General features: G+C 68.1%; 21 protein-coding genes. 9 read left to right on the top strand and 12 right to left on the bottom strand.

Features of this window, described 5'->3' with window-relative positions:
- Positions 1-98: 98 nt before the first annotated feature.
- Together uvrB and JL101_RS19580 are read right to left on the bottom strand one after the other, a co-directional pair.
- The gene (gene uvrB / locus JL101_RS19585; RefSeq protein ID WP_456115335.1) at positions 99-2,288 is read right to left on the bottom strand and encodes an excinuclease ABC subunit UvrB; all 2,190 of its coding nucleotides are present in this window, start codon (positions 2,286-2,288) and stop codon (positions 99-101) included.
- Positions 2,289-2,368: 80 nt separating this feature from the next.
- Positions 2,369-3,082, bottom strand: a complete 714-nt coding sequence (locus JL101_RS19580) for a hypothetical protein (RefSeq protein ID WP_203097717.1) — start codon at positions 3,080-3,082, stop codon at positions 2,369-2,371.
- A 223-nt stretch (positions 3,083-3,305) separates the two neighbouring features.
- Here JL101_RS19580 and JL101_RS19575 point away from each other — a divergent pair, with 223 nt between their 5' ends.
- The gene (locus JL101_RS19575) at positions 3,306-4,508 is read left to right on the top strand and encodes an aspartate transaminase (protein WP_203097718.1); all 1,203 of its coding nucleotides are present in this window, start codon (positions 3,306-3,308) and stop codon (positions 4,506-4,508) included.
- A 19-nt stretch (positions 4,509-4,527) separates the two neighbouring features.
- Here the strand turns inward: JL101_RS19575 and thiE are convergent, their stop codons facing one another.
- The 3 genes from thiE to JL101_RS19560 all read right to left on the bottom strand — a co-directional run bounded on the left by thiE (position 4,528) and on the right by JL101_RS19560 (position 6,699).
- The gene (gene thiE / locus JL101_RS19570; RefSeq protein WP_203097719.1) at positions 4,528-5,160 is read right to left on the bottom strand and encodes a thiamine phosphate synthase; all 633 of its coding nucleotides are present in this window, start codon (positions 5,158-5,160) and stop codon (positions 4,528-4,530) included.
- Between the two features lie 84 nt (positions 5,161-5,244).
- Positions 5,245-6,174, bottom strand: a complete 930-nt coding sequence (locus tag JL101_RS19565) for a class I fructose-bisphosphate aldolase (protein WP_203097720.1) — start codon at positions 6,172-6,174, stop codon at positions 5,245-5,247.
- A gap of 87 nt (positions 6,175-6,261) precedes the next feature.
- Complete coding sequence (locus tag JL101_RS19560) at positions 6,262-6,699, bottom strand: hypothetical protein (protein ID WP_203097721.1); 438 nt, start codon at positions 6,697-6,699, stop codon at positions 6,262-6,264.
- Positions 6,700-6,799: 100 nt separating this feature from the next.
- On the opposite strand from JL101_RS19560, the gene JL101_RS19555 reads away from it, so the two are divergent.
- The 3 genes from JL101_RS19555 to JL101_RS19545 are packed head-to-tail and all read left to right on the top strand — an operon-like array spanning position 6,800 to position 9,756.
- Positions 6,800-7,819 carry an efflux RND transporter periplasmic adaptor subunit gene (locus tag JL101_RS19555; RefSeq protein ID WP_203097722.1) on the top strand — a complete coding sequence of 340 codons (1,020 nt, stop codon included), beginning with the start codon at positions 6,800-6,802 and terminating at the stop codon, positions 7,817-7,819.
- Positions 7,820-7,828: 9 nt separating this feature from the next.
- The gene (locus JL101_RS19550) at positions 7,829-9,079 is read left to right on the top strand and encodes an ABC transporter permease (RefSeq protein WP_203097723.1); all 1,251 of its coding nucleotides are present in this window, start codon (positions 7,829-7,831) and stop codon (positions 9,077-9,079) included.
- Complete coding sequence (locus tag JL101_RS19545) at positions 9,076-9,756, top strand: ABC transporter ATP-binding protein (protein WP_203097724.1); 681 nt, start codon at positions 9,076-9,078, stop codon at positions 9,754-9,756. The genes JL101_RS19550 and JL101_RS19545 overlap by 4 nt, the downstream gene beginning before the upstream one ends.
- 78 nt (positions 9,757-9,834) lie before the next feature.
- Here the strand turns inward: JL101_RS19545 and hisS are convergent, their stop codons facing one another.
- A complete protein-coding gene (gene hisS / locus JL101_RS19540) occupies positions 9,835-11,184 on the bottom strand; it encodes a histidine--tRNA ligase (protein ID WP_203097725.1) in 1,350 nt (449 codons plus the stop codon).
- Positions 11,185-11,362: 178 nt separating this feature from the next.
- Here hisS and pyrC point away from each other — a divergent pair, with 178 nt between their 5' ends.
- The gene (gene pyrC, locus JL101_RS19535) at positions 11,363-12,421 is read left to right on the top strand and encodes a dihydroorotase (protein WP_203097726.1); all 1,059 of its coding nucleotides are present in this window, start codon (positions 11,363-11,365) and stop codon (positions 12,419-12,421) included.
- Positions 12,422-12,451: 30 nt separating this feature from the next.
- Positions 12,452-13,165, top strand: coding sequence for an orotate phosphoribosyltransferase (locus JL101_RS19530; RefSeq protein WP_203097727.1), 714 nt, complete (start codon positions 12,452-12,454; stop codon positions 13,163-13,165).
- On the opposite strand, the gene JL101_RS19525 is transcribed toward JL101_RS19530, so the two are convergent.
- Positions 13,124-14,158 carry an alpha/beta hydrolase gene (locus JL101_RS19525; protein WP_203097728.1) on the bottom strand — a complete coding sequence of 345 codons (1,035 nt, stop codon included), beginning with the start codon at positions 14,156-14,158 and terminating at the stop codon, positions 13,124-13,126. The two genes, JL101_RS19530 and JL101_RS19525, sit on opposite strands and share 42 nt — an antisense overlap.
- A 170-nt stretch (positions 14,159-14,328) precedes the next feature.
- Here JL101_RS19525 and JL101_RS19520 point away from each other — a divergent pair, with 170 nt between their 5' ends.
- Positions 14,329-14,952: a LysE family translocator gene (locus JL101_RS19520; RefSeq protein WP_203097729.1), complete on the top strand. Its 624-nt coding sequence runs from the start codon at positions 14,329-14,331 to the stop codon at positions 14,950-14,952.
- 7 nt (positions 14,953-14,959) lie between these two features.
- Here JL101_RS19520 and JL101_RS19515 read toward each other — a convergent pair whose 3' ends face one another.
- Positions 14,960-15,763, bottom strand: coding sequence for an SDR family NAD(P)-dependent oxidoreductase (locus tag JL101_RS19515; RefSeq protein WP_203097730.1), 804 nt, complete (start codon positions 15,761-15,763; stop codon positions 14,960-14,962).
- A gap of 251 nt (positions 15,764-16,014) precedes the next feature.
- Here JL101_RS19515 and JL101_RS19510 point away from each other — a divergent pair, with 251 nt between their 5' ends.
- Entirely contained in the window at positions 16,015-16,464 is a 450-nt protein-coding gene (locus tag JL101_RS19510) for a MaoC family dehydratase (protein WP_203097731.1), read from the top strand.
- A 130-nt stretch (positions 16,465-16,594) separates the two neighbouring features.
- Entirely contained in the window at positions 16,595-17,539 is a 945-nt protein-coding gene (locus JL101_RS19505; RefSeq protein ID WP_203097732.1) for a bifunctional riboflavin kinase/FAD synthetase, read from the top strand.
- Between the two features lie 9 nt (positions 17,540-17,548).
- Here the strand turns inward: JL101_RS19505 and JL101_RS19500 are convergent, their stop codons facing one another.
- The 4 genes from JL101_RS19500 to ftsA form a co-directional block, all read right to left on the bottom strand.
- The gene (locus JL101_RS19500) at positions 17,549-19,060 is read right to left on the bottom strand and encodes a class I SAM-dependent methyltransferase (protein WP_203097733.1); all 1,512 of its coding nucleotides are present in this window, start codon (positions 19,058-19,060) and stop codon (positions 17,549-17,551) included.
- A 102-nt stretch (positions 19,061-19,162) separates the two neighbouring features.
- A complete protein-coding gene (lpxC, locus tag JL101_RS19495; protein WP_203097734.1) occupies positions 19,163-20,107 on the bottom strand; it encodes a UDP-3-O-acyl-N-acetylglucosamine deacetylase in 945 nt (314 codons plus the stop codon).
- A gap of 296 nt (positions 20,108-20,403) precedes the next feature.
- Positions 20,404-22,212, bottom strand: coding sequence for a cell division protein FtsZ (gene ftsZ / locus JL101_RS19490; protein ID WP_203097735.1), 1,809 nt, complete (start codon positions 22,210-22,212; stop codon positions 20,404-20,406).
- A gap of 189 nt (positions 22,213-22,401) precedes the next feature.
- Positions 22,402-23,670: a cell division protein FtsA gene (gene ftsA, locus JL101_RS19485; protein ID WP_201078363.1), complete on the bottom strand. Its 1,269-nt coding sequence runs from the start codon at positions 23,668-23,670 to the stop codon at positions 22,402-22,404.
- Positions 23,671-23,770: the final 100 nt, after the last annotated feature.

Below are 23,770 nucleotides of genomic sequence, written 5' to 3'. Positions count from 1 at the left end.
TCACACCGCGCAGAGGCGCACGGCGAATTTCGTTCGCATGACTTGCATAGCCGGATTTGCCGGCGGGTTCAACCGGCACCGGTTGGCGGTTCGGCCTATCACGGCCCCTTGCGCCGCCGCCCCCTCGGCTTGCCCCGCCCGTCGGCGGCGCCGCGCGCGGGTGACGCCCGGCCGCTCCCGTCGGGAACGGCGCGGTTGGTGCCCAGGCCGATCGCGGGGGCGTCGCCGCCGTCGATCCCCAGGTCCATGGCCTCCAGCCGGCGCAGCTCGTCGCGCAGGCGGGCGGCCTCCTCGAACTCCAGGTCGGCGGCGGCGGTCTTCATGCGGCGTTCCAGGTCGGCCATGTAGGACTTGAGGTTGTGGCCGATCATGTTGTTGCGGTCGGCGTCTCCGGTCTTCACCGTCACCCGGTCGCCGCGCTCGTAGACGCTCTCCATGATGTCGGAGATCTGCTTTCGCACCGACTCCGGCGTGATGCCGTTGGCCTCGTTGTAGGCCTTCTGCTTCTCCCGGCGCCGGTTGGTCTCCTCGATCGCCGCCTGGAGGCTGTTGGTCATCCGGTCGGCGTACAGGATCGCCCGTCCGTCCACGTTCCGCGCCGCCCGGCCGATGGTCTGGATCAGCGAGGTGCGGGACCGCAGATAGCCTTCCTTGTCGGCGTCCAGGATCGCCACCAGCCCGCATTCCGGGATGTCCAGGCCCTCGCGCAGCAGGTTGATGCCGATCAGCACGTCGTAGGCGCCCAGCCGCAGGTCGCGGATGATCTCGATCCGCTCCAGAGTCTCCACGTCGGAGTGGATGTAGCGGACCTTGATGCCGGCTTCGTGCATGTATTCGGTCAACGCCTCGGCCATCTTCTTGGTCAGGGTGGTGACCAGCACCCGCTGGCCCTTGGCCGCGCACTCCTTGCACTCGGCGATCAGGTCGTCCACCTGGGTCTCGGTCGGGCGGATGATCACCGGCGGGTCGGTCAGGCCGGTCGGGCGGACGACCTGCTCGACGAAGACGCCGCCGGTCCGCTCCATCTCCCACGGGCCGGGAGTGGCCGAGACGAACACGCTCTGCGGCCGCATCTCGTCCCATTCCTCGAACTTCAGCGGCCGGTTGTCCTTGCAGGACGGCAGGCGGAAGCCGAAGTCGGACAGCGTCGATTTCCGCATGAAGTCGCCGCGGTACATGCCGCCGACCTGCGGCACCATCACGTGGCTCTCGTCCACGATCAGCAGCGCGTTCTTCGGCAGGTACTCGAACAGCGTCGGCGGCGGCTCGCCGGGCTGGCGGCCGGAGAGGTAGCGGGAATAGTTCTCGATGCCGGCGCAGCTTCCGGTCGCCAGCATCATCTCGATGTCGAATTGGGTCCGCTGCTCCAGCCGCTGGGCCTCCAGCAGCTTGCCTTCGGCCTCGAACTCGGCCAGCCGGACCTTCAGGTCGTGCTGGATCTGCTTGATCGCTTGGTGCAGCGTCGGCTTGGGCGTCACGTAGTGGCTGTTGGGGTAGATCTTGACCGCCTGGAGCGCCATCAGCTTCTCGCCGGTCAGCGGGTCGATCTCGAAGATCCCCTCCAACTCGTCGCCGAACAGCGAGAACCGCCAGGCGCGGTCCTCCATGTGGGCCGGGAACAGCTCGACGGTGTCGCCCCGCACCCGGAACGTTCCACGGCCGAAACCAAGGTCGTTGCGCTTGTATTGCAGGTCGATCAGGCGGGACAGCAGCTCCGACCGGTTGACCATCATCCCGGTCTGGAGGCCCAGCGTCATCTCGGAGTAGGTCTCGACCGAGCCGATACCATAGATGCACGACACCGACGCCACGATGATCACGTCGTCGCGCTCCAGCAGCGACCGGGTGGCCGAGTGGCGCATCCGCTCGATCTGCTCGTTGATCGAGCTTTCCTTCTCGATATAGGTGTCGGTGCGCGGGACGTAGGCTTCCGGCGTGTAGTAGTCGTAGTAGGAGACGAAATACTCCACCGCGTTGTTCGGGAAGAAGCTCTTCATCTCGCCGTAGAGCTGGGCGGCCAGGGTCTTGTTCGGCGCCAGCACCAGGGCGGGGCGCTGGATCTCCTGGATCACGTGGGCCATGGTGAAGGTCTTGCCCGACCCGGTGACGCCCAGCAGCACCTGCTCGCGCTCGCCCTGCTGGATACCGTTCAGCAGTTCCTCGATCGCGCGCGGCTGGTCGCCGGCCGGCTTGTAATCGGACACGATTTCAAGCCGCTTGCCCCCCTCCAGCTTCGGCAGGGCGGCGGCTTTCGGCATCAGCATGGGCATGGATGGGGGCATTGTCATGGCTGGTAAGATATTCAACGCGGACACCCGCTGCCAGTCCCCCCGGAGCGAATCCGTTCACGAAAGGATCGCGTCCTGCATCAGCGTCCGCGGGAAGCCGCCGCCGCGCGCACGGGCACCGGGCCGAGGGACTTCTTGCCGGGCTTCGCCTTGCCGCCGCCCGCGTCCTGCCCGCCCAGCAGGCCCTTGGCCCGTGCCTGCTCGATGCGGGCCTGGGCCGACGCCACCATGGCGGCGATCGCCGGCCAGGCCTGTTCGGTCGCGGAACTGACGGTGCCGTCCATCTTCAGGACCTCCCCGATCCACCGCTCGAAGTCGGAGGCGCAGACCGCTCCCTTGGGCGCACCGTTCGGAAAGCTGATCGTATCCGGAAAAACCACCAGGCCGCGGATCCGCAGCAGGGGGAAGCGGCGCTTGAAGGCGAGGTTCAGGGGTTGCAGTTCCAGCAGCGGGTTGACGCAGGTCGTCGTGCCGCCCCGGTTGGAGATCTTCCAGGTCCGGGAGAACTCGCTGCCGGTCACCTCCCCCTTGGCGGAGGCGGCCACCGTCCCGATCAGCACGATGCTGGATGGCAGGCGGATGATGTGCTCGATGCAGACGATGCGGCCCTGTTTGTCGATGATTCGGACGTCGTGCAGGGAGGGATGGTTCAGGTTGTCGATGGTCCTGCGCAGAGTGATCCGCTGGCCTTTGACCTTCGGCGGAGGTGGTGGCCTGAAAGCGTACAGCACAGCCATGCCCAGCACGATGAATGCGCTGTAGACCAGCAGTTGGGTGAGGCCTGGGGCGTGCACCGCCGTATGCTTCCATCTACTAAAGTGGAGAAGGGTAAGAACTTTAGCATAGGCGGCACGCGACAGTCGACTCTCGTGCGGATCCTGCGCGCGACGAGGGTGCCCGGACGCACCGTATCCATCGGCCGTGCCGCTTGCACGGGGGAGGCGGCGGGCGTAGGGTCTCCGCCGCGTAGATTCAACAGACTTCGCCCAGATCGAAATCCGCACCGGGTCCCATGCCATGCCGTTCATCGCCACCCGCTTGAGCAACATCAAGCCCTCGCCGACCATCGCCGTCACCCAGAAGGCCCGTGAGCTGAAGGCCGCCGGCCGCAACATCATCGGCCTCGGCGCCGGCGAGCCCGACTTCGACACCCCCGAGAACATCAAGGAAGCCGCGATCGCGGCGATCCGCTCGGGCGATACGAAGTACACCGCGGTGGACGGCACCCCGGCGCTGAAGAAGGCGATCTGCGCCAAGTTCAAGCGCGAGAACGGCCTGGACTACACGCCGGAGCAGGTGACGGTCGGCACCGGCGGCAAGCAGGTCCTGTACAACGCCCTGATGGCGACGCTGAACCCCGGCGACGAGGTGATCGTGCCGGCGCCCTACTGGGTCAGCTATCCGGACATGGTGCTGCTGGCCGACGGCGTGCCCGTCCCGGTCGAGTGCCCGGCCGACACCGGCTTCAAGCTCCAGCCCGCGGACCTGGAGAAGGCGATCACGCCGAAGACCAAGTGGCTGATCCTGAACAGCCCCAACAACCCGACCGGCGCCGCCTACACCCGGGCGGAGCTGAAGGCGCTGACCGACGTGCTGGTCCGCCATCCCCATGTCTGGGTGATGACCGACGACATGTACGAGCACCTGAACTATGACGGGTTCGAGTTCACGACCCCGGCCCAGGTCGAGCCGTCGCTGTACGACCGCACCCTGACGGTCAACGGCGTGTCCAAGGCCTATGCCATGACCGGCTGGCGGATCGGCTACGCGGCCGGTCCGAAGGAGCTGATCAAGGCGATGGGCGTGATCCAGAGCCAGAGCACCAGCAACCCGTCGTCGGTCAGCCAGGCGGCCGCCGTCGAGGCGCTGAACGGCCCGCAGGACTTCATCAAGGAGCGGGCGGAAGCCTTCAAGGAGCGCCGCGACCTGGTGGTCTCGATGCTGAACCAGGCGAGCGGCATCAAGTGCCACAAGCCGGAAGGCGCCTTCTACGTCTATCCCTCGTGCGAGGGCACGATCGGCAAGACGACCCCGGACGGCAAGGTGATCGAGACGGACGAGGACTTCGTCACCTACCTGCTGGAGTCCGAAGGCGTCGCGGTGGTCCAGGGCTCGGCCTTCGGCTTGGCGCCCTTCTTCCGCATCTCCTACGCGACCTCGACCGCGGAGCTGGAAGAGGCCTGCCAGCGCATCCAGCGGGCCTGTGCCGCGTTGCGCTGAGACTGATACGGCGGCAGGCTCAGCCTGCCGCCGCCCCGATTGCCGAGTTGAACGCCTTGACCCCGGCGCCCGGACCCTCCGGGTGGTTCCACACCGCCGTGACGACGCAGATGAAATCGGCGCCGGCCTTGACCAGCGGCGTGCAGTTCTCCGGCGTGATGCCGCCGATGGCGACGCAGGGGACTTCCATCATCTCCGACCACCATTGCAGCAGGTCGGGCTCCGGCCGGTAGTGGGACGGCTTGGTCGTGGTCGGATAGAACGCGCCGAACGCGACATAATCGGCGCCGGCCTCCGCCGCTTCCATCGCGAGGTGCCGGCTGTCGTGGCAGGTCACGCCGACGATGGCGTCTGCCCCCACGGCCTTCCGCGCCTTGGCATAGGGCCAGTCGCTCTGTCCGACATGGACGCCGTCGCATCCCGTCTCCGCCGCAAGGTCGGGCCGGTCGTTCAGGATGAAGGCGACGCCGCGCGACTGGGAGATCGGCCGCAGCGCGTCGACGGCGCGGCGCACCGTGTCGTCGTCCACGTCCTTCAGCCTGAGCTGGACGCAGGCGACGTCGCCGCCGTCCAGGGCTTGCGCCAGCTGGTCGGCGAACTCGGCCGGGTCGAGCGCCGGCGGCGTGCAGAGATAGAGGCGGCAGTCCGCCATGGGAGAAAACTCCGCCAGAAATGAAAACGCTCCCCCGGATCCGGGAGACGGGAGCCCGGCCCGGAGGAGCGGAAAGCCCGGGAGTTATTCCTTCCCGAGATAGATCTTCACCAGCCGGTCGAGCAGGGCCAGCGCGTCCTCGCGGGACCGCTGGAAGCTGTTGCGGCCGATGATCGAGCCGTTGCCGCCGCCGTCGCGGATCGCCCGCGCGTCGTCGAAGATGGCATTCTCGTCCTTGTGGGCGCCGCCCGAGAAGACGACGATGCGGCGGCCGTTGAAGCAGGACTGCATCACGTGGCGCACCCGCTCGGGCAGGGTGCCGATCGGGATCTCGCGCTGCTGGTAGACCTTCTTGGCGTCGGCGTTCTCAAGATAGTCGGTCGGCAGCTTGACCTTGATGACGTGGGCGCCGAGCAGGGCCGCCATGTGGGCGGCATAGGCGATCACGTCGACCGCCAGCTCGCCGTCCTTGGTCACGGGGCCGCCGCGGGGATAGGACCACAGGACCGTGGGGATGCCGTAGCTCTTGGCCTCGGCGCTCAGCTCCCGGATCTCCTCGTACTGCTGGTACATCGCGTCGGAGCCGGGATAGATGGTGAAGCCGATGGCCGTGCAGCCCAGCCGCAGCGCGTCCTTGACGCTGGCGGTCACGGCCTGGTCGGCGGCTTCCTTCTGGCGCGACAGGCTGTTGGCGCTGTTCATCTTCAGGATGGTCGGGATGGCGCCCGCGAAGGTGTCGGCACCGGCCTCGAGCGGGCCCAGGGGCGCCGCATAGGCGCTCAGGCCGGCGTCGATCGCCATCTGATAGTGATAGTGCGGGTCATAGCCGGCGGGATTGGGCGCGAAGCTGCGCGCCGGGCCATGCTCGAACCCCTGGTCCACCGGCAGGATGATCAGCTTGCCGGTACCGCCGAGACGGCCTTCCATCAGGATGCGGGCGAGGTTGCCCTTGGTTCCCGGATTGTCGCTCTCGTAATTGGCGAGGATCTCTTTGACGCGGCGCGTGATCTTCATGGTCCAGGTCCCGATTTGTTTTCTGTCGGAAAATGCGGCTTTGCATAGCCGTTCGGTGCGGCGTTTGCAACGCTGCGTCGGTTCGCCCTATGGGTTTACCGCGAGCCATTCGCGGCATCCCCTGACGGGGTCGCGGAAGAAGCGCGGATCGAAGACCGGACCGGCGGAACCATACAGCGTGCCTCCCGCCGTTTCCGCGATGGCCCTGACCCGCGGCCAAGCCGGCACCGAGTCGGCCAGAAGCAGATGGCGAACCCCGACCCGCAGCGCGGCCAGGGCGTGGCCGGGCTGTCCGGCGCAGTCCAGCACCGCCGTCACCGGCACGTCCGGATAGTCCGCCGAACCCGCCCGGACCAGGGCATGGAACCAGGATGCCCCGGCGGACCCGGCAGCCCCGGGAAAGCTCAGCACCGTCAGCGGACGCCCGAGGTCCGCCGCCGCGGCGAGGGCGGCGCGCAGGCCGTCGATGCCGTGGACGAGGACGGCCGGGGGAGCGGTGGGAGGTGGAAGGGAAGAAAGGATCAAGACGCTGCTCGCCGGTTCGGCCCGAAGCAAGGGACGGTTGGCACTTACCCTTCCTATATAGGAGGATGCCGGAGGCTTGAACGATCATGTCGGCGGATAGATGCACAGGATCAGGCGCGGATTCCTCATAACCACCTTCCTCCTGGCCTGCTCCATCCTCGCCCTGGGTCTGTTCCAGTATCTTTACGGGGTTCCCGCGGTCGCGACGGCGACGGTCGGCCGCGGGCCGGCGGTCGAGGCGGTCTATGCCAGCGGCACGGTGGAGCCTGTCTCCTGGGCCAAGGTCCAGCCGCTCGGCACCGGCCGGATCGCCTCGGTCGAGGCGTTCGAGGGCGACGCGGTCAAGACCGGCCAGATCCTGATGCGCTTGGACGACCGCGAGCACCGGGCCGCGGTCGCGCAGCTCGAAGCCGAACTGCGCTTCCTGCGGTCCGAACTCGACCGGGTGTCAGAACTGGCGCGGCGGGGTGTCACCACGACGCAGGTGGAGGAGCGCGCCCGCAGCCAGCTGGACCAGGCCGCCGCCACCCTCAACGCGGCCCGCCAGCGGGTCGAGGACCATCGGCTGAGGGCGCCCATGGACGGCATGGTCCTGCGCCGCGACGGCGAGATCGGGGAGATCGCCCGGCCCGAGGACGTCCTGTTCTGGATCGGCCAGCCCAGCCCCTTGCGAATCGAGGCGGAAGTGGACGAGGAGGACATTCCCCAGATATCCCCCGGCCAGCCGGCCCTGATCAAGGCCGACGCTTTCGCCGGCCGCGTCCTGGACGGCACGGTGGCCGACATCACGCCGAAGGGCGACCCGGTCAACAAGAGCTATCGGGTCCGGATCGCCCTGCCGCCGGACACGCCGCTGATGATCGGCATGACGGTGGAGACCAACATCGTGGTGCGCCGGGAGGATGCCGCCCTGCTGGTGCCCCAGTCCGCCCTGTCCGCCGGCCATGTCTTCGTGGTGCGGGACGGACGCGCGGAGCGGCGGCCCGTCGTCATGGGCGTGGTCGGGCAGGGCGTCGTGGAGATCCGGGAGGGCTTGGCGGAAGGGGAAACCGTGGTGCTGGACCCGCCGCCGGAGCTGGCCGACGGTTCATCGGTCCGGCCGAAGCAGCAGCGATCCTGAGGTGCCGCCATGCCGCGCCCGCTCCTTCTCGATCTCGCCCTGACCCATATCCTGGGCCGCAAGCGGCAGACGGTCGTGTCGGTCATGGGCGTGGCGCTGGGCGTGGGGTTCTTCATCGCCATGGCGGCGCTGATGCAGGGCTTCCAGAGCTACTTCGTCGATACCGTGATCAACGCCTCGCCCCACATCACCGTGCGCGACCAGTTCCGGGAGCCGGCGGTCCAGCCGGTCGCCGCGGCCTTCCCCGACGGCGCCGTGGTCCTGCACGGGCTGAAGCCGCGGAACGAGATCCGCGGCATCCGCAAGGCCGGCACCCTCGTCGCGGCCCTGTCGGAGTGGCCGGGCCTGTCGGTGGCCCCGTCGCTGACCGGGCAGGTGATCCTGCGCTACGGCAGCGCCGACCAGAGCGCCAGCCTGATCGGCATCGTGCCGGAGCGCGAGGTGCGCGTCACCCAGTTGGAACAGGACATGGTCGAGGGCCGGCTGGCCGACCTGTCCAGCGCCGCCAACGGCATCGTGATGGGCGTGGGGCTGGCGGACAAGCTGGGTGCCAAGATGGGCGACAGCCTGAACGCCATCTCGCCGGCCGGGGTGATCCTGCGGGTCAAGCTGGTCGGGCTGTTCCGTACCGGCATCGTCAACCTCGACGAGGGGCAGGCCTATATCCTGCTGAAGAAGTCCCAGATCCTGCAATCCAGGGCCAACGTGATCAACCAGATCCGGATCCGCCTGGACCGCGTGGACGACGCCCGCGAGGTGGCGGCCCGGATCGAGTCGCTCTACGGCTACCGTGCCGAAAGCTGGCAGGAGGCGAACGAGGGCGTCTTCGGCGTCTTCAGGATCCAGAACGCCATCATGTATTCCACCGTCGGCGCCATCATGGTGGTCGCCGCCTTCGGCATCTTCAACATCATCTCGACCGTGGTGTACGAGAAGTCGCGGGACATCGCGATCCTGAAGAGCATCGGCCTGACCGAGTCCGATATCCGCCGGACCTTCCTGATGCAGGGGCTGATGATCGGGATGATCGGCGCGGTGCTGGGCTGGCTGATCGGCTTCGGGCTGACATCTCTGCTCGCCAGCATCCGATTCGATGTCGGCGGCATGGTCCGGAACGACCGCTTCTTCCTGGAATGGTCGCTGACCCATTACTGGATCGGCGGGCTGTTCTCCCTGGCGGCTTCGGGAGTGGCCGCCTGGATACCGGCGCGCCGGGCGGCGGGGGCGAACCCGGTGGACATCATCCGCGGTGCCGCATGAAGCCGGTGGTCGAGGCGAGGGGCGTCGGGCGTGTGCTGCCCGGCACGGTCCCGGTGACGCTGGTCGACGGCATCGACCTCAGCATCGGGGAGGGGGAGTTCGTCGCGATCACCGGTCCCTCGGGCTCCGGCAAGTCGTCGCTGCTCTACCTGCTGGGCCTGCTCGACCGGCCGACCTCCGGCTCGATCCTCCTGGAAGGGCGCGACACGTCCGAGGCGGGCGCGGCCGAACTGGCCGCGCTGCGGCTGTCCAAGCTGGGCTTCGTGTTCCAGTTCCATTTCCTGCTGCCGGAATTCACGGTGCTGGGCAACGTGATGATCCCCATGCGGAAGCTCGGCGGCAGCCCGGAGGCGGAGTTGCGGAAGCGTGCCGAAGGTTTGCTGGAGGATCTGGGGCTGGGCGATCAGGCGGCAAAGCTGCCGTCGCAGTTGTCCGGCGGGCAGCGCCAGCGGGTCGCCATCGCCCGCGCTCTCGCCAACCGCCCGCGCGTGATCCTGGCCGACGAGCCGACCGGCAACCTGGACACGAAGAGCGCCCAGACGGTCTTCGACATCTTCGCCCGGCTGGCGCGGGAGACGGGGACGACGGTGATCACGGTAACCCACGACGAGGGACTGGCAGCGCAGACCAGCCGGCGGGTCAATCTGGTGGACGGGCGGCTGGTGGGCCGGGGTTAAGGGGGTTTGCCACAGATGAACCGCTATGGAGGAAGATACCCCCGGGATCATCTCCGGGCATCGCCGTAATCTGTGGCCCTAGATCAGTCCGCGCACCCGCTCCGCCAGCTCCGCCCGCGGCACGTCGTGCTGCTCGCCCTTGCCCAGGTCCTTCAGCGTCACCGTGCCGCGCGCCTGCTCGTCGGTACCCATCAGGACGGCGAAGCGGATGCCGGCACGGTCGGCGTATTTGAGCTGCTTGGCGATCTTGGAGGCCTCGAACTGCACCTCCGTGTTGATCCCGGCGTCGCGCAGCTCGGCGGCGATCGCGAGATAGTCGGCGGACAGCGCCGGGTCCAGCTGGGTCACCAGGACGGCGCTGGTGCTGCCGTCGCCCTTGATGACGCCGGCTTCCTTCAGCTGGTAGAACAGCCGGGTGGCGCCGATCGAGATGCCGACGCCCGGCAGCCTCGACTTGGTGTAGTGGCTGGCCAGATTGTCGTAGCGCCCGCCCGAGCAGACGCTGCCGATCCCGGGGAAGTCGTTCAGGAAGGTCTCGTAGACCGTGCCGGTGTAATAGTCCAGCCCGCGCGCGATGGCCGGGTTGATCCGGTAGAACTCCTCCGGCACCTTCAGCGCCTTCAGGCCGGCCAGCACGGCTTCCAGCTCCGCCAGCCCCTGGGCGAACAGCTCGCTCCTGCCCCCCATGGCGCCCAGGGCCGCCATGATCTCGGCATTGGTGCCGGTCAGGCCGATGGCGTCCAGCAGCCGCGTCGCAAGCTCTCGGTCCAGCCCGATCCCTTCGCCGGACAGGCTCTCGATCACCTTGTCCCGGCCGATCTTGTCCAGCTTGTCGATCTCGCGGAGCGCCAGCTTGCGCCGCTCGCCGTCCTCGATCGAGAAGGTCTCGAACAGACCGGCCAGCATCTTGCGATTGTTGAAGTTGATGGTGAAGCCGCCGACGTTCAGCTCGCGGAAGACGTGGTAGATCACCGCCGGCATCTCGGCGTCGTAGGCGACGGGCAAGCTGTCCTTGCCGATCACGTCGATGTCGCACTGGTAGAATTCGCGGAACCGCCCCTTCTGGGCCCGCTCTCCGCGATAGACCCGCTGCATCTGGTACCGGCGGAACGGGAAGGCCAGGTCGTGCTCGTGCTCGGCCACATAGCGGGCCAGCGGCACGGTCAGGTCGAAGCGCAGCGCCAGCTCGGCGTCCTTGCCCTGCTGGCGCGCGCCGGTGGACTGGACGAAATAGACCTGCTTCTCGGTCTCGCCACCGGTCTTGGTCAGCAGCACGTCCACCGTCTCGAACACCGGGGTTTCCACCGGCAGGAAGCCGAAGCGCTCGTATCCGCGCCGGATGGTGTCCAGGAATCGCTGGAAAGCGATCTGGTCCTTGGGCAGCAGTTCCATCACGCCCGGCGGGGTCTTGGCTTGGATCAGGCTCATGTCGGTTTTCTTCGGGGGCCGGTTTTTCGGGGAGCTTCAACAGGGCCGGCAATCTAGCGGCTTCCGTGCGCTCGCGCAAACCAGACCACCGCCCATGCCGGTTGAGCCAGGCGCGCAAAGCCTCTAAAACCCGCTGAGGCGAACGCCGGAAGATCCCCCCGTCAGCGGACCGCATGCGATGTCAGACACGCCGAACAGCCTCACCATACGCCGTCCCGACGACTGGCACCTGCATCTCCGCGACGGCGCCATGCTGAAGGCGGTGCTGCCCTTCACCGCCCGGCAGTTCGGCCGCGCCATCATCATGCCCAACCTGAAGCCGCCGGTCACCACGGTGGATCAGGCGAAGCGCTACGCCGCGGAGATCCGCGACGCCATTCCGGAGGGCTCGGACTTCCAGCCGCTGATGACCTGCTACCTGACCGACGGCGCCGATCCGGACGAGATCGCCCGCGGCCACGAGGAAGGCGTCTTCACCGCGGTCAAGCTCTACCCGGCGCACGCCACCACCAACTCGGCCCACGGCGTGACCGACCTGGACAAGGTCTCCGCCGTGCTGGAGCGGATGCAGCGCATCGGTATGCCGCTGCTGGTCCATGGCGAGGTGACCGACCAGGACGTGGACATCTTCGACCGCGAGGCCGTCTTCATCGACCGCGTGCTGGCGCCGCTGCTGAAGCGCTATCCGGAGCTGAAGGTGGTGTTCGAGCATATCACGACGGAGGAGGCGGCGGACTTCGTCTCCGCCGACGCCAGCGGCCGGCTGGGCGCCACCATCACCGCCCACCACCTGGTGATCAACCGAAGCCATATCTTTGCCGGCGGCATTCGCCCGCATCTCTATTGCCTGCCGATCGCCAAGCGCGAGCGCCACCGGCTGGCCCTGCGCCGCGCCGCCACCTCGGGGGCGGCGCCGTTCTTCCTCGGCACCGACAGCGCCCCGCATCCCGTCACCGCCAAGGAAAGCGCCTGCGGCTGCGCCGGCGTCTTCACGGCTCCGACCGCGGTCGAGGTCTATGCCCAGGTCTTCGCGGAGGAGGGGGCGCTCGACCGGTTCGAGGCGTTCGCCAGCCTCAACGGTCCCCGCTTCTACGGGCTGGATCCCAATCCGGACACGATCACGCTGGACCGGACCGGCCAGACCGTCCCGGACATCGTCCTGTCCGCCGACGGCGACGCCGTGCTGCCCTTCCAGAGCGGCGAGCGCCTGGACTGGCGCCTCGTCCCCGAATCCTGATCCCTGAACTCCTCATACGGACCCGCGCCCATGACCTCGCCTCACACCTCGCTCAGCACGTCATACGATCCGGACTTCATCGCCACGCTCACCGCCAAGATGCTGATCGAGATCAAGGCGGTGCATTTCAACGGCGACAAGCCGTTCATCTTCACCTCCGGCTGGGCCAGCCCCGTCTATATCGACTGCCGCAAGATCATCTCCTATCCGCGCGCCCGCAACGCGGTGGTCGATTTCGCGACGGCGACCCTGGCCCGGGAAGTCGGGTTCGAGTCGATCGACATCGTCGCCGGCGGCGAGACCGCGGGCATCCCGTTCGCCGCCTGGATCGCCGACCGGCTGGCCCTGCCGATGCAGTATATCCGGAAGAAGCCCAAGGGTTTCGGCCGCAACGCCCAGATCGAGGGTGACGTGGTGGAAGGGGCCCGCACCCTGCTGGTCGAGGACCTGACCACCGACGGCAAGAGCAAGATCAACTTCGTCCAGGCGCTGCGCGACGCCGGCGCCCGGGTATCCGACACCTTCGTGGTCTTCCACTACGGCATCTTCCCGCAGAGCCGCACCAACATGGCCAACATGGGCGTGCGGCTGCACGCGCTGGCGACTTGGTGGGACGTGCTGCGGGTCGCCAAGGACAACAATTATTTCGACACGCACACCCTGGGCGAGGTCGAGAAGTTCCTGAACAACCCGGTGGACTGGTCAGGCGCCCATGGCGGCATCGCCGAGTATCCCTCCTCGTAGGGCGGGCGCTTCCGGCAGCACCTCGGCCAGGAAGCCGTCGATATCGGCCCAGGCCCGCGCGCGCAGATCGTCGGTCTCCATCATGATCTCGTGCCGGGCCTCGGGGTAGCGCACCAGCCGGCACTTGTGATAGCGCCGGCACAGGTCCTGGTGCGCCTCGGGCGGGATCAGCGGGTCCTGCACCGGGCTCAGCACCAGCATGGGCAAATCGACGGCCGCCGACGTCTCCGGCCTGGCCAGCAGGTCCACCGAGCGGAAGGTCGCGCGCAGCCAGGCCCAGGTGACGCCGCCGACCCGCAGTTCCGGATGGGCGCGGAACCACTGGTGATGGATCGCCCAGCGCCTCGCGTCATGGGTGACGGGATTGGTCGCGAAATCCTGCCGGTCCGGATCATAGTCGCCCTGCCCCAGGGCATAGGCGGTGCCGAACCCGGCGAAGCTCATCAGCGCCGCCAGCGCGCGGACCAGAGGGCGGGGGATCCCCTGCGTGCCGATGTCCGCCATGGGCGCCGACAGCACGGCGGCGGCGAAATGGTGCCAGCCGGACGTAAGGTACCGCGCCGCGACATGCCCGCCCATGGAGTGGGCATAGAGCACCAGCGGCCCCGCCTGCCGCGGCACCACGACCCGTTCCAGGAAGACCTGCAGGTCTTCCTCCAAGGTCGCGAAGTCGGTCAGGTAGTGCCGTTGCTGGCGGGGCGGCGGCAGCGGCCGGGTTGAAAGACCCTGGCCGCGCCAGTCCAGGCTGAAGACGCGGAACCCGCGGGCGTTCCAGTCCCGTGCCAGCTCGTCATACTTCTCGATGAACTCCGACCGGCCGTTCAGCATCAGGAGCGTCGCCCGGGGGGCTCCATCGGGCTCCCAGCAGGCATGGCGGACCACCGCCCCGTCGGGCAACGTCAGCGAGCCGATAGCCGGCGGCGGCTCCGGGCGAGCGGGCGCAGCCGCCGCCAGTTCGGCAGGTGATGCGGCTGATGTGGCCAAGTCCGGCACGGGGGAACTCCGATGAAGACTAGACGCCTTGAATGCCATCATCGGCAGGTGCAGGCAACAGGCTAAAAAGACCGGCGCCGGGCGTCTTGGACACTTGCCCGTTAGCCTCCGCCGCTCCAGGATGCCGCCACCCTCGAAGACCGATACCCTGAACGGACAGGTGGAGAACGATGGAAGTCTCGATCCTGCTGGCGGCCGCGATGGCGGGAGCCATCGTCGTCCTGACGCCCGGCCCGGCCGTGCTGGCCCTGCTCGGGATCGGCGCTGCCCAGGGGCGGCGGGCCGGGGCGGGGTTCCTGGCCGGGCATCTGGTCGGCGATACCCTGTGGGCCATGCTGGCGCTGACCGCGCTGATCGGCGCCAAGGTCATAGCGCCGGTCGTGTTCCAGGTACTGGCGCTGGCCTGCGGGGCATACCTGCTCTACCTGGGAACTCGCGCCGTCCTGGTCCGGCGCGATGCCTCTGGGCAGGTCTCCACCTCCGTCCGGCGGCCCCTGGCCCGTGGCCTGATGTTCGGGGTCACTAATCCCAAGAGCTATCCGGTCACCCTGTCCGTCTTCACTGCGCTGCTGGCCCAGGACCTGGAGTCCCTGACCGCGGCCAACGCACCGCTCCTGCTAGGCGCGGTGTTCGCGGGATTCCTGGTCGCGGATGCCATTCTGATCTGGCTGGTGGGAACGCCGCCGCTGCGCCGCCTGTACCGGTCGGGCGAGATCTGGATCATCCGCGCGACCGGGGTGATGTTCATCGGCTTCGCCGTCAGCACCCTGTGGCAAGCCCTGCGCGCCGGATGATCCGGCGTCACATCTGGCGCGGCTTCAGCCGGTTGGCCTTGCCCAGGATGGACATGATCGCCCCGGCCCCGGTGGTGGCGATGCGCCGCGGGATCAGGAAAGGCGTCAGCGCCGCCCGCGTGCCCACGCCGACCACATGGACAGTGCGATGGCCCAGGTTCTCCAGCCCCTCGCGCGCGACCTTCATGGGGTCGTCGGCGCCGGGGATGCTCCCCAGGTCGAAGCCGGAGCGCTCGCTGAACTCGGTCCGGGTGGCACCGGGGCAGAGCACCAGTAGGTCCAGCGGGTCGCGCCGGGTCTCCTCCCTCAACCCCTCGCCATAGGCCAGCACGAAGGACTTGGTCGCCGAATAGGTCGTCAGCAGCGGGATCGGCTGGAAGGCGGTCGTGCTCGACACCAGGATCAGCCCGCACCGCCGGCGGTCGCGCCGGGCGCGCTCGATCATGCCCGGCAGCAGCGCGCGGGTCAGCACGGTGGGGGCGACGACGTTCAGTTCCACCGTCGCCAACTCGTCGTCCGGGTCGTTGTCCAGGACTCGGGCGAAGCGGCCGGCCCCGGCATTGTTGATCAGCAGGTCGATCTCGCATTCGGACGCCTTGTCCAGCAGCCTGTCGCGGCCTTCGCGCGTGGACAGGTCGGCGGCGACCGTTTCCACCGTGCGTCCCGGCCGCTCCAGTTCGGCACGCCGTTCGGAGAGCCTCTCCTCGTTGCGCGCGACGAGCAGCAGGTTGGTGCTTTCCGGAAGCAGCCTTGCGAAGGCGGCGCCGATGCCGGTGGTGCCGCCGGTGATGAGAGCGAAGCCGTGACTCATGCCGTACCATCCTTTGAAGTGCCGAAAACCCGTGCCGAGAATCCGTAGCGAGAATTCCGGCGGGTCCGATAGACGGTTGCTCGGGTGTCCGGAAAGTCAAACTCACGGGGACGATTCAACAGGCGTCGGGAACTAACCTCTCCTTCATAAGTCTTATGGGATGGTGGCATGGGCGCGGTTATGCCGCATTGCAGTAAAATAGCTTCCTGATGCACAATCCGTGTGCAATCGGAATTGGAAGAGGTCGGATTATGGATGACGTGCGCAGCGCCAACGATGGCCTGACCGGATTTTTTCTCGAGGACCTCTTCGTCGGCCAGTCCGCCGTATACGCGCGGACCGTGACCGACGCCGACATCGTGCTCTATGCCGGCGTTTCGGGCGACACCAATCCGGTGCATCTCAATCAGGAATTCGCCACCACCACCATGTTCCAGGGGCGCATCGCCCACGGCATGCTGACCGCCAGCCTGATCTCGACCGTGCTCGGGACCAAGCTGCCCGGTCCGGGCTGCATCTATCTGAGCCAGAACCTGAAGTTCAGGGCGCCGGTGCGGCCGGGCGACACCGTGCAGGCGCGCGTCACCGTGACCGAGGTCTTCCCCGAGAAGCGCCGCGTGGCGGTGAAGACGGTCTGCACCGTGGCCGGCAACGTGGTGATCGACGGCGACGCCCTGCTGATGGTCCCCTCCCGCATGTGACGGACGGGGTCCGTTTCCCCGGCACCTCGGGCCATCACGATCGGCGCGCTTACCACGCGCCGATCGCCGCCTATATACATCCTTGTTTTTTTGAGCTAATCGAGGTCCGGGCGGCAAGGGGGTGCCCGGTATGAGACTATTCAGACACTATACAGACCTGCCGGAAGACGCGCGCGGCGCCGTGGTGGCGCTGGGCAATTTCGATGGCGTCCATAGCGGTCACCGGATCGTCATCGGCACCGCCGCCGACATTGCCAGTGCCACCGGCAAGCCGCTCGCCGTGCTCACCTTCGAACCCCACCCCCGCAGTCTGTTCCGGCCGGCCGACGAGCCGTTCCGCCTCACGCCCTTCCGCATCAAGGCCCGCCACATCGAGGATCTCGGCGTCGACCTGCTGTTCGTGATCCATTTCGACCAGGCGTTCTCCCACAAGACGGCTCAGCAGTTCGTGGACGAGGTGCTGGTCGCCGGACTGGGCGCCAGCCACGTGGTGGCCGGCTATGATTTCGTGTTCGGCCACAAGCGCGGCGGGGACGTCGGCTTCCTCTATCAGGCGGCGCGGACCGCGGGCTTCGGCGTGACCGAAGTGAAGCCCGCCGCCGACGCAACCGGCGGGGTTTTTTCCTCCACCCGCGTGCGCGACCTCCTGGCCGCGGGCAATCCCCGGGATGCCGCCGCGGTCCTGGGCCGCCCGTGGGAACTGGAGGGCCGAGTGGAGCATGGCGACCAGCGGGGCCGCACCATCGGCTTCCCGACCGCCAACCTGGAACTGGGGGAGTATCTGCGCCCCCGTTACGGCGTCTATGCCGTGCGCGCCGGCATCGACCAGGGCGCGCAGACGGTCTGGACGGACGGCGTCGCCAACCTGGGCCGGCGGCCGACGGTCGACGGACTGAAGGAACTGCTTGAGGTCCACCTGTTCGACTTCGCCGGCGATCTCTACGGAAGGCACCTGCGGGTGCAGATGATCGATTTCATCCGGCCGGAACGGAAGTTTGAGAACTTCGACGCGCTGAAGCAGCAGATCCTGGCCGACGCGGAAACCGCGCGCCGGCTGCTGGCTGCGGAAGCCTGACGACGCGCGTCACTCGGCGACGCCCAGTTGGCTCAGCACCAGCAGGCGCTCCGCCGCGAAGGCTTCGATACGCTCCGCGATCTCCGTCAGGTTCCCGGCCTCGCTCTCCAGCGTCCTGCCATCCTTGACGAGGCGCTGGCCCCGTCCGGCCAGCACGTTCCAGACGAATCGGGCCGGATCCCCGGCCCCGTCCCGCCATGCCGACAGGGTCAGGCCTTCCAGCAGGTTGACCTCGACGCCGGTCCCCAGCACCGGCGACGCCAGATGGACCGAGCTTTCCAGGCCGGCCCTCTGCCTGTCCAGCATCGCCGCGTTGAAGCGGCGCGTCGAGGCCAGCCGTCCGGGCAGGCCCGCCCGCGGCAGCGCGGGGCCGATCAGGTCCAGCCCCGCCAGCGTCATGACCGCGTCCAGCCGCATGCCATGTCCCCGTTCGGCCAGGGCCGGCAGGGCGAGCAGGCTCGAAAGCGGCTGCGGTTCCCCCGCGAGGGTGTCCAGCACGGTGCCATGGACCGCCCCGTCCATCCGGAAATCGCCGGCCGGGACCGCGACGCGGCCAGGGCAGGCCTCGCGCGGCGTGACCAGGGCCAGGATGGGGTCCGGGGCCGGCCGGGCTCCTGGCCGGACGAAGACGTCGCGCCGGAACGGCTGACCGGTGATGAAGTCCTTCGCCGTCTCGCGGAATATCGGGTCGTGGATACCGGCCAAGGCCGGCCGTGCCGCCGCCGGGATCGTCAGGGCTTCGACCCGGTCCATCAGGTGGGCCGATCCGGCGAAGCCCAGCCCGGCCTCCGCCATCTCCGCCGCGACGTCGGCGAAGTAGAACAGCGTCCAGTCCCGGTTAAAGTATTCGTGGGCCAGATAGGCCGGCGATTTCTCCGCGATCTGGTCGAGGCGGGACGCCGCGGCGGGATTGCGCTGGAAATAGCGGGCTCCGGCGTCGCGCAGGGCGTCGGCGAACCCGACCGCGTCGCGGATACGGCCTTCCAGCGGCCCGGTGCCGAGGGCGGCATGGTCGGCCATGAGCCGGCGGAGCGGCGCCGCCGCGGTCCAGCCGGGCAGGGCGTTGTAGCTCAGATAGACCAGGCCGTCCGGCTTGAGCCGCCGCCGGACCAGTTCGGCCACATGCCGGCGGTTTTCCGCGCTGATCCAGGAATAGACGCCTTGCAGCGTGATGAAGTCGAGATCCGGCAGATCCTCGTCCAGCAACTCGGCGAAGCTCCGTTCCAGCCAGGTTACGTTGGCGAGGCCGGCCGATTCGGAGAGCGCCCGGGCGTTCCGGATGTGCGCGGGGTTCAGGTCGGCGGCGAAGAACCGGCCGTGGGGCAGGGATGCGGCATGAAGCGCCGTCGAGCGTCCCTGGCCGCAGCCCAGTTCCAGATAGGTGAAGGGCAGTCCGGGATCGGGACCGCCGAGGCCGGCGGCCTGCGCCGCGAATCCGAGCCGCACCGGCCCCAGTTCGGGATAGAATCCGCCGGTATACTCGATCTCGGTCACGTAGCCCGACGCGCGATCCCCGGACATGGCCCGCCCCCTCCCGCTGAGGGCTCCATCAGAACGAAAAAGGCACCGGAAGGGAAGCCCTCCGGTGCCTTTCGGGATGGTCGGTCCGGTTTCGGACGCCGATCAGGCGACGGCCGCGATCTTCTCCCGGGCCCATTCCGCCGGCGTCGCACCGACGTCGTCGGCATCGACATAGCACCAGGCGGTCTGGTCTGCGAACATGGCATGCAGCAGCTGGTTGTTCAGCGCGTGGCCCGAGCGGCAGCCGTGGAAATGGCCGACGATCGGGGCGCCGGCCAGATACAGGTCGCCGATGCTGTCCAGGATCTTGTGGCGCACGAACTCGTCCGTGTAGCGCAGGCCACCCTCGTTCAGCACCTTGTCGCCGCTGATGACGATGGCGTTGTCCAGCGAACCGCCGCGCGCCAGACCCAGCTTTCGCATCTGGTCGACTTCGTGCAGGAAGCCGAAGGTGCGGGCTCGGGCCAGTTCGGCCTTGAAGGTGCCGCTGCCGAGCTTGACATAGGTCTCCTGGCGGGCGACCGCGGCGCTGGCGAAGTCGATCTCGAAGCTGAAGCCGGTCACCGGCGAGGGCGACAGGCTGGCGAAGCGGGTCTGGTCGCCGACCGTCACCTGCTTGAGGACCTTGATCAGGCGGCGCGGCTTTTCTTGCTGCCGGATGCCGGCGCATTCGATCAGGAACACGAAGGGAGCGGAGCTGCCGTCCATGATCGGCGCTTCCGGGCCGTTCAGCTCAATCACCGCATTGTCGATGCCGCAGCCGCGAAGTGCTGCCATCAGGTGCTCGATCGTGCCGACCGACACCCCGGCGTCGTTGGCGATCACGGTGCACAGCTTGGTATCGGTCACCCGGTCCCAGTCGGCCCGAATGGTCGCGCGATCGGCCGGCTGGTCGGTACGCACGAACACGATGCCGGTATTCGCATCCGACGGCATCAGGCGCATGGAGACCTTGGACCCGGAATGCAGACCGATGCCGGTGCAATTGATCGGGCTCTTCAGCGTCTGCTGAAACTTCGTCTCGTTACTCTGGCTTTGCTCGGACACTTGATTACCTGCTATGCGTCGTGTGGGCAATACTTCGATAAGCACTAGGCTGCCGTGGGCGTTACCCACGACTAATACCTAACAAGTCCCACGCCACAGCACAAATCACTCTTTGTTACGGATTGTTACGCAGGTGCGGGATAGTCATCGAGTGACGGTCATCACACCCACATCCTCTTCTTCAAAGCATTGGGCCAAGAAAAAAGCCCCCGGCCGCGCGGGCAGGGAGCTTTCTCCGATACTTGTTCCGCAGGCCGGCGGGCACCGCGACCGGCGCGGTGCCCGCGGCTTCAGGGTCAGTTGGCCTGGCGGCGCAGGAAGGCCGGAATGTCCAGCATTTCCTCTTCCGCGTGGCTCAGCTTGGCCGGACGGTCCATCGGCTCGGCTGCCGGGCGCGGCGCCTGCGGCGCACCGCCCGGAGCCTGCTTGACGCCCGCCGGCGGGGCCGGAGGCTGCGGTGCCTGGCGGGCCTGCTGCTCAGGCTCCGAGCCTTCCATGATCCGCCGGCCCAGGCCGGTGACCCGCTCGAACAGGGAACTGCCGCGCTTCTTTGGCGCCGCCTCGGGCAGGGCCGCCGTCGGGGCGAGATAGCGCTCGGTGTTCAGGTTCTGGCTCTGCGGGCGCGGACCGGAGTCGGCCGGACGCGGGGCGATGAACACGCCGTCCTGGTTCTGGCCGCGCAGCGGGCCGCTGACCCGCTCGGGCTCGCGGCCGCGCGGCGGGGCGGCCAGCTCCGACTGGTGATGCGCCGGCTGGGTTTCCGCATGCTGCTGCGGCTGGGGGGCCTGCTGCTCGGCCGGCGGCGCATAGGCGGCGGGCGCCGGCTCGGGGTGCTGGTACTGCTGCGGTTCGATGGGGAACGACCGGACGGTGTTGCCGACCGCGGCGTGGCCCTGCGGCGCATGCATTTGGGGCGCATAACCCTGGGGACCGCCCTGGCCCTGGCCGCCATGGCCCTGGGCCGCACCCGGATGGATCGGGGCGGCGACCAGCGTGTGGTGGTAGTCGGTCGGCTGGCGGGCCTGGTCGGCGCGCGCGACGAGGCCCGCCGGTCCCGGAGCCGGCGCGACGGTCTTGCGGCCGCCGCTGACCACGCTCAGGCCGTTGGTCGCCGTGGCCGGGCGGGGATGGGCGATCTTCTCGGCCTCGATGCCGGTGGCGACCACCGACACGCGCATGCGGCCGTCGAGGTCCTGGTCGAAGGTGGAGCCGAAGATGATGTTGGCGTCGGGATCGACCTCGTCGCGGATGCGGTTGGCCGCCTCGTCGACCTCGAACAGCGTCATGTCCATGCCGCCGGTGATGTTGATCAGCACGCCGCGCGCGCCCTTCATGGACACGTCGTCCAGCAGCGGGTTGCTGATCGCGGCCTCGGCCGCGTCGATCGCCCGGCGCTCGCCCGACGCCTCGCCGGTGCCCATCATGGCCTTGCCCATCTCGGTCATCACCGACCGGATGTCGGCGAAGTCTAGGTTGATCAGGCCGGGCATCACCATCAGGTCGGTCACGCCGCGCACGCCGGAATGCAGCACGTCGTCGGCCATCTTGAAGGCGTCGGCGAACGTGGTCTTCTCGTTGGCGATGCGGAACAGGTTCTGGTTCGGGATGATGATCAGGGTGTCGACGAACTGCTGGAGCTCGTTGATCCCGGTCTCGGCCAGGCGCATGCGGTGCGCGCCTTCGAAGTGGAACGGCTTGGTCACCACGCCGACGGTCAGGATGCCCTGCTCCCGGGCGGCCCGCGCGATCACGGGGGCGGCACCGGTGCCGGTGCCGCCGCCCATGCCGGCGGTGATGAAGACCATGTTGGCACCTTCCAGGTAGCCCATGATCTCGGCGAGCTGCTCTTCCGCCGCGGCGCGGCCGACGTCCGGCCGGGAACCGGCACCAAGGCCGCGCGTTATCGTGGTGCCGAGCTGGAGGCGCTTCTCCGCCAGGGCGCCCTTCAGCGCCTGCGCGTCGGTGTTGGCGACGACGAATTCGACGCCTTCCAGGTTGGACTTGATCATGTTGTTGACGGCGTTGCCGCCAGCCCCGCCGACGCCGAACACCGTGATGTGCGGCCGCAGATCCACTTCGATTTCCGGCATGCTGAGATTGATCATGACAGCCTCCAGTTCCCTTCGAATTCGCCCGAATTCAATTCCATGAATTCATGTTGGTTTTCACACCGCCGGTCAGTGCCGGCCTGCATATCGCCCGTCGTGTCCGATCGCTTTCACGGATGCGGGCATCTCTATCCCGGCATCCGCGCGGCGCGCTGTTCCGCTTTGTCGACTGTTCCTGGCCCCGGCTCATAGGTTCTCCTTCAGCCAGAGGCTCACGCGTCCCCAAAGATGTTTCGGCGGTTCCGCCTCGGCGCTGAAGCCCGGCAGCTCCGCGTGGCTCTGCACCGCGAATGCCAGCAGCCCCGCCGCCGTCGAGAAGGCGGGACCGCCGGTGGCTTCCGCCAGCCCGTCGATCCGCATCGGCCGGCCGAGCCGGACCTGCTTGTCCAGGATGAGCTGGGCCAGCTCGCGCGTGCCCGGCAGCTGGCTGGCGGCGCCCGTCAGCACGACCCGGCGGCCGGCCACCTTGCCCATGCCGCTGACTTCCAGGCGGGCGCGGACCAGCTCGAAGATCTCCTCCAGCCGGGGCTGGATGATGCCGACCAGCAGCGATTTGGGAACGTGGTTCGCCTGGGCCGGCTCGTCCTCGCCGACCTGGGGCACGTCGATGATCTCGCGCTCGTCGGCGACGTTGGCGATGGCGCTGCCGTACAGGGTCTTCATGCGCTCCGCGTGGGCCACGGGCGTGGTCAGGCCGCGCGCGATGTCGTTGGTCACGTGGCTGCCGCCGACCGGCACGCAGTCGGTATAGACGCACTTGCCGTCGAAGAAGACCGAGATGGTCGTGGTGCCGCCGCCCATGTCGATCAGGGTGCAGCCCAGCTCCATCTCGTCCTCGACCAGGGCCGCGAGGCCGCTGGCGAAGGGGGAGACGACGAAGCTCTCGATGTCCAGGTGGCAGCGGGCGACGCAGGTGGCGAGATTGCGGACCGCGCTCGATCCCGCCGTCACGGTGTGGAGCTGGACGCCCAGCTTCTCGCCGAACATGCCGCGGGGGTCGCGGATGCCGCGGTTGCCGTCCATCGAATAGCCGACCGCGATGGAGTGGATCAGCTCCTGGTCGGCGTTGCCCTGGAACTGGCGGGCCTGGGCGAGCGCCCGGCGCACGTCGGCGTCGCCGACCTCGTGCCCGCCGATCGGGATCTCGACGTTGGTCGTCTGGGAGACCGGCTGGCCGCCGGAGATGTTGACCAGCACTTCGCGGATCGTCTCGCCCGCCATCTGCTCCGCGGCATGGACGGTCGTGCCGATCGCCTGTTCCGCCGCGTCCATGTCGACGATGGTGCCGGCCCGCAGGCCGCGTGAAACCTGATGGCCGATCCCGATGATCCGCAACGCGCCGCCGTCCTCGACCCGCGCGATGAAGCAGCAGACCTTGGTTGTGCCGACGTCCAGCGCGGCGATTACCCCGCCGCGCACCGGTCGCTTCACTCTCTTGCTCCCGTTGAAGGCCATCGTTTCGCTCGCAGTCCCCTCAGGCCTCGGCCTAACGCAGTAATCACTTTATCATCCCAAGATACAGTATTTCAAACGGCGATTGCCTTACTGCATTTGG

The organism is Skermanella rosea, assembly GCF_016806835.2.
Classification (GTDB): Bacteria; Pseudomonadota; Alphaproteobacteria; order Azospirillales; family Azospirillaceae; genus Skermanella; species Skermanella rosea.
Note: the sequence above shows the minus strand (reverse complement) of the source record. Positions and strands in the feature narration are given on the sequence as shown.

What these genes read in the sequence shown, in the direction of transcription:
- pyrC (WP_203097726.1), top strand. Translation starts at nt 11,363, where the DNA reads ATGTCAGACACGCCGAACAGCCTCACCATACGCCGTCCCGACGACTGG.
- JL101_RS19510 (WP_203097731.1), top strand. Translation starts at nt 16,015, where the DNA reads ATGGATGACGTGCGCAGCGCCAACGATGGCCTGACCGGATTTTTTCTC.
- ftsZ (WP_203097735.1), bottom strand. Translation starts at nt 22,212, where the DNA reads ATGATCAATCTCAGCATGCCGGAAATCGAAGTGGATCTGCGGCCGCAC.
- thiE (WP_203097719.1), bottom strand. Translation starts at nt 5,160, where the DNA reads ATGGCGGACTGCCGCCTCTATCTCTGCACGCCGCCGGCGCTCGACCCG.
- JL101_RS19565 (WP_203097720.1), bottom strand. Translation starts at nt 6,174, where the DNA reads ATGAAGATCACGCGCCGCGTCAAAGAGATCCTCGCCAATTACGAGAGC.
- JL101_RS19555 (WP_203097722.1), top strand. Translation starts at nt 6,800, where the DNA reads ATGCACAGGATCAGGCGCGGATTCCTCATAACCACCTTCCTCCTGGCC.
- uvrB (WP_456115335.1), bottom strand. Translation starts at nt 2,288, where the DNA reads ATGACAATGCCCCCATCCATGCCCATGCTGATGCCGAAAGCCGCCGCC.
- JL101_RS19520 (WP_203097729.1), top strand. Translation starts at nt 14,329, where the DNA reads ATGGAAGTCTCGATCCTGCTGGCGGCCGCGATGGCGGGAGCCATCGTC.
- hisS (WP_203097725.1), bottom strand. Translation starts at nt 11,184, where the DNA reads ATGAGCCTGATCCAAGCCAAGACCCCGCCGGGCGTGATGGAACTGCTG.
- JL101_RS19500 (WP_203097733.1), bottom strand. Translation starts at nt 19,060, where the DNA reads ATGTCCGGGGATCGCGCGTCGGGCTACGTGACCGAGATCGAGTATACC.
- JL101_RS19505 (WP_203097732.1), top strand. Translation starts at nt 16,595, where the DNA reads ATGAGACTATTCAGACACTATACAGACCTGCCGGAAGACGCGCGCGGC.
- JL101_RS19515 (WP_203097730.1), bottom strand. Translation starts at nt 15,763, where the DNA reads ATGAGTCACGGCTTCGCTCTCATCACCGGCGGCACCACCGGCATCGGC.
- JL101_RS19545 (WP_203097724.1), top strand. Translation starts at nt 9,076, where the DNA reads ATGAAGCCGGTGGTCGAGGCGAGGGGCGTCGGGCGTGTGCTGCCCGGC.
- JL101_RS19530 (WP_203097727.1), top strand. Translation starts at nt 12,452, where the DNA reads ATGACCTCGCCTCACACCTCGCTCAGCACGTCATACGATCCGGACTTC.
- JL101_RS19550 (WP_203097723.1), top strand. Translation starts at nt 7,829, where the DNA reads ATGCCGCGCCCGCTCCTTCTCGATCTCGCCCTGACCCATATCCTGGGC.
- JL101_RS19575 (WP_203097718.1), top strand. Translation starts at nt 3,306, where the DNA reads ATGCCGTTCATCGCCACCCGCTTGAGCAACATCAAGCCCTCGCCGACC.
- ftsA (WP_201078363.1), bottom strand. Translation starts at nt 23,670, where the DNA reads ATGGCCTTCAACGGGAGCAAGAGAGTGAAGCGACCGGTGCGCGGCGGG.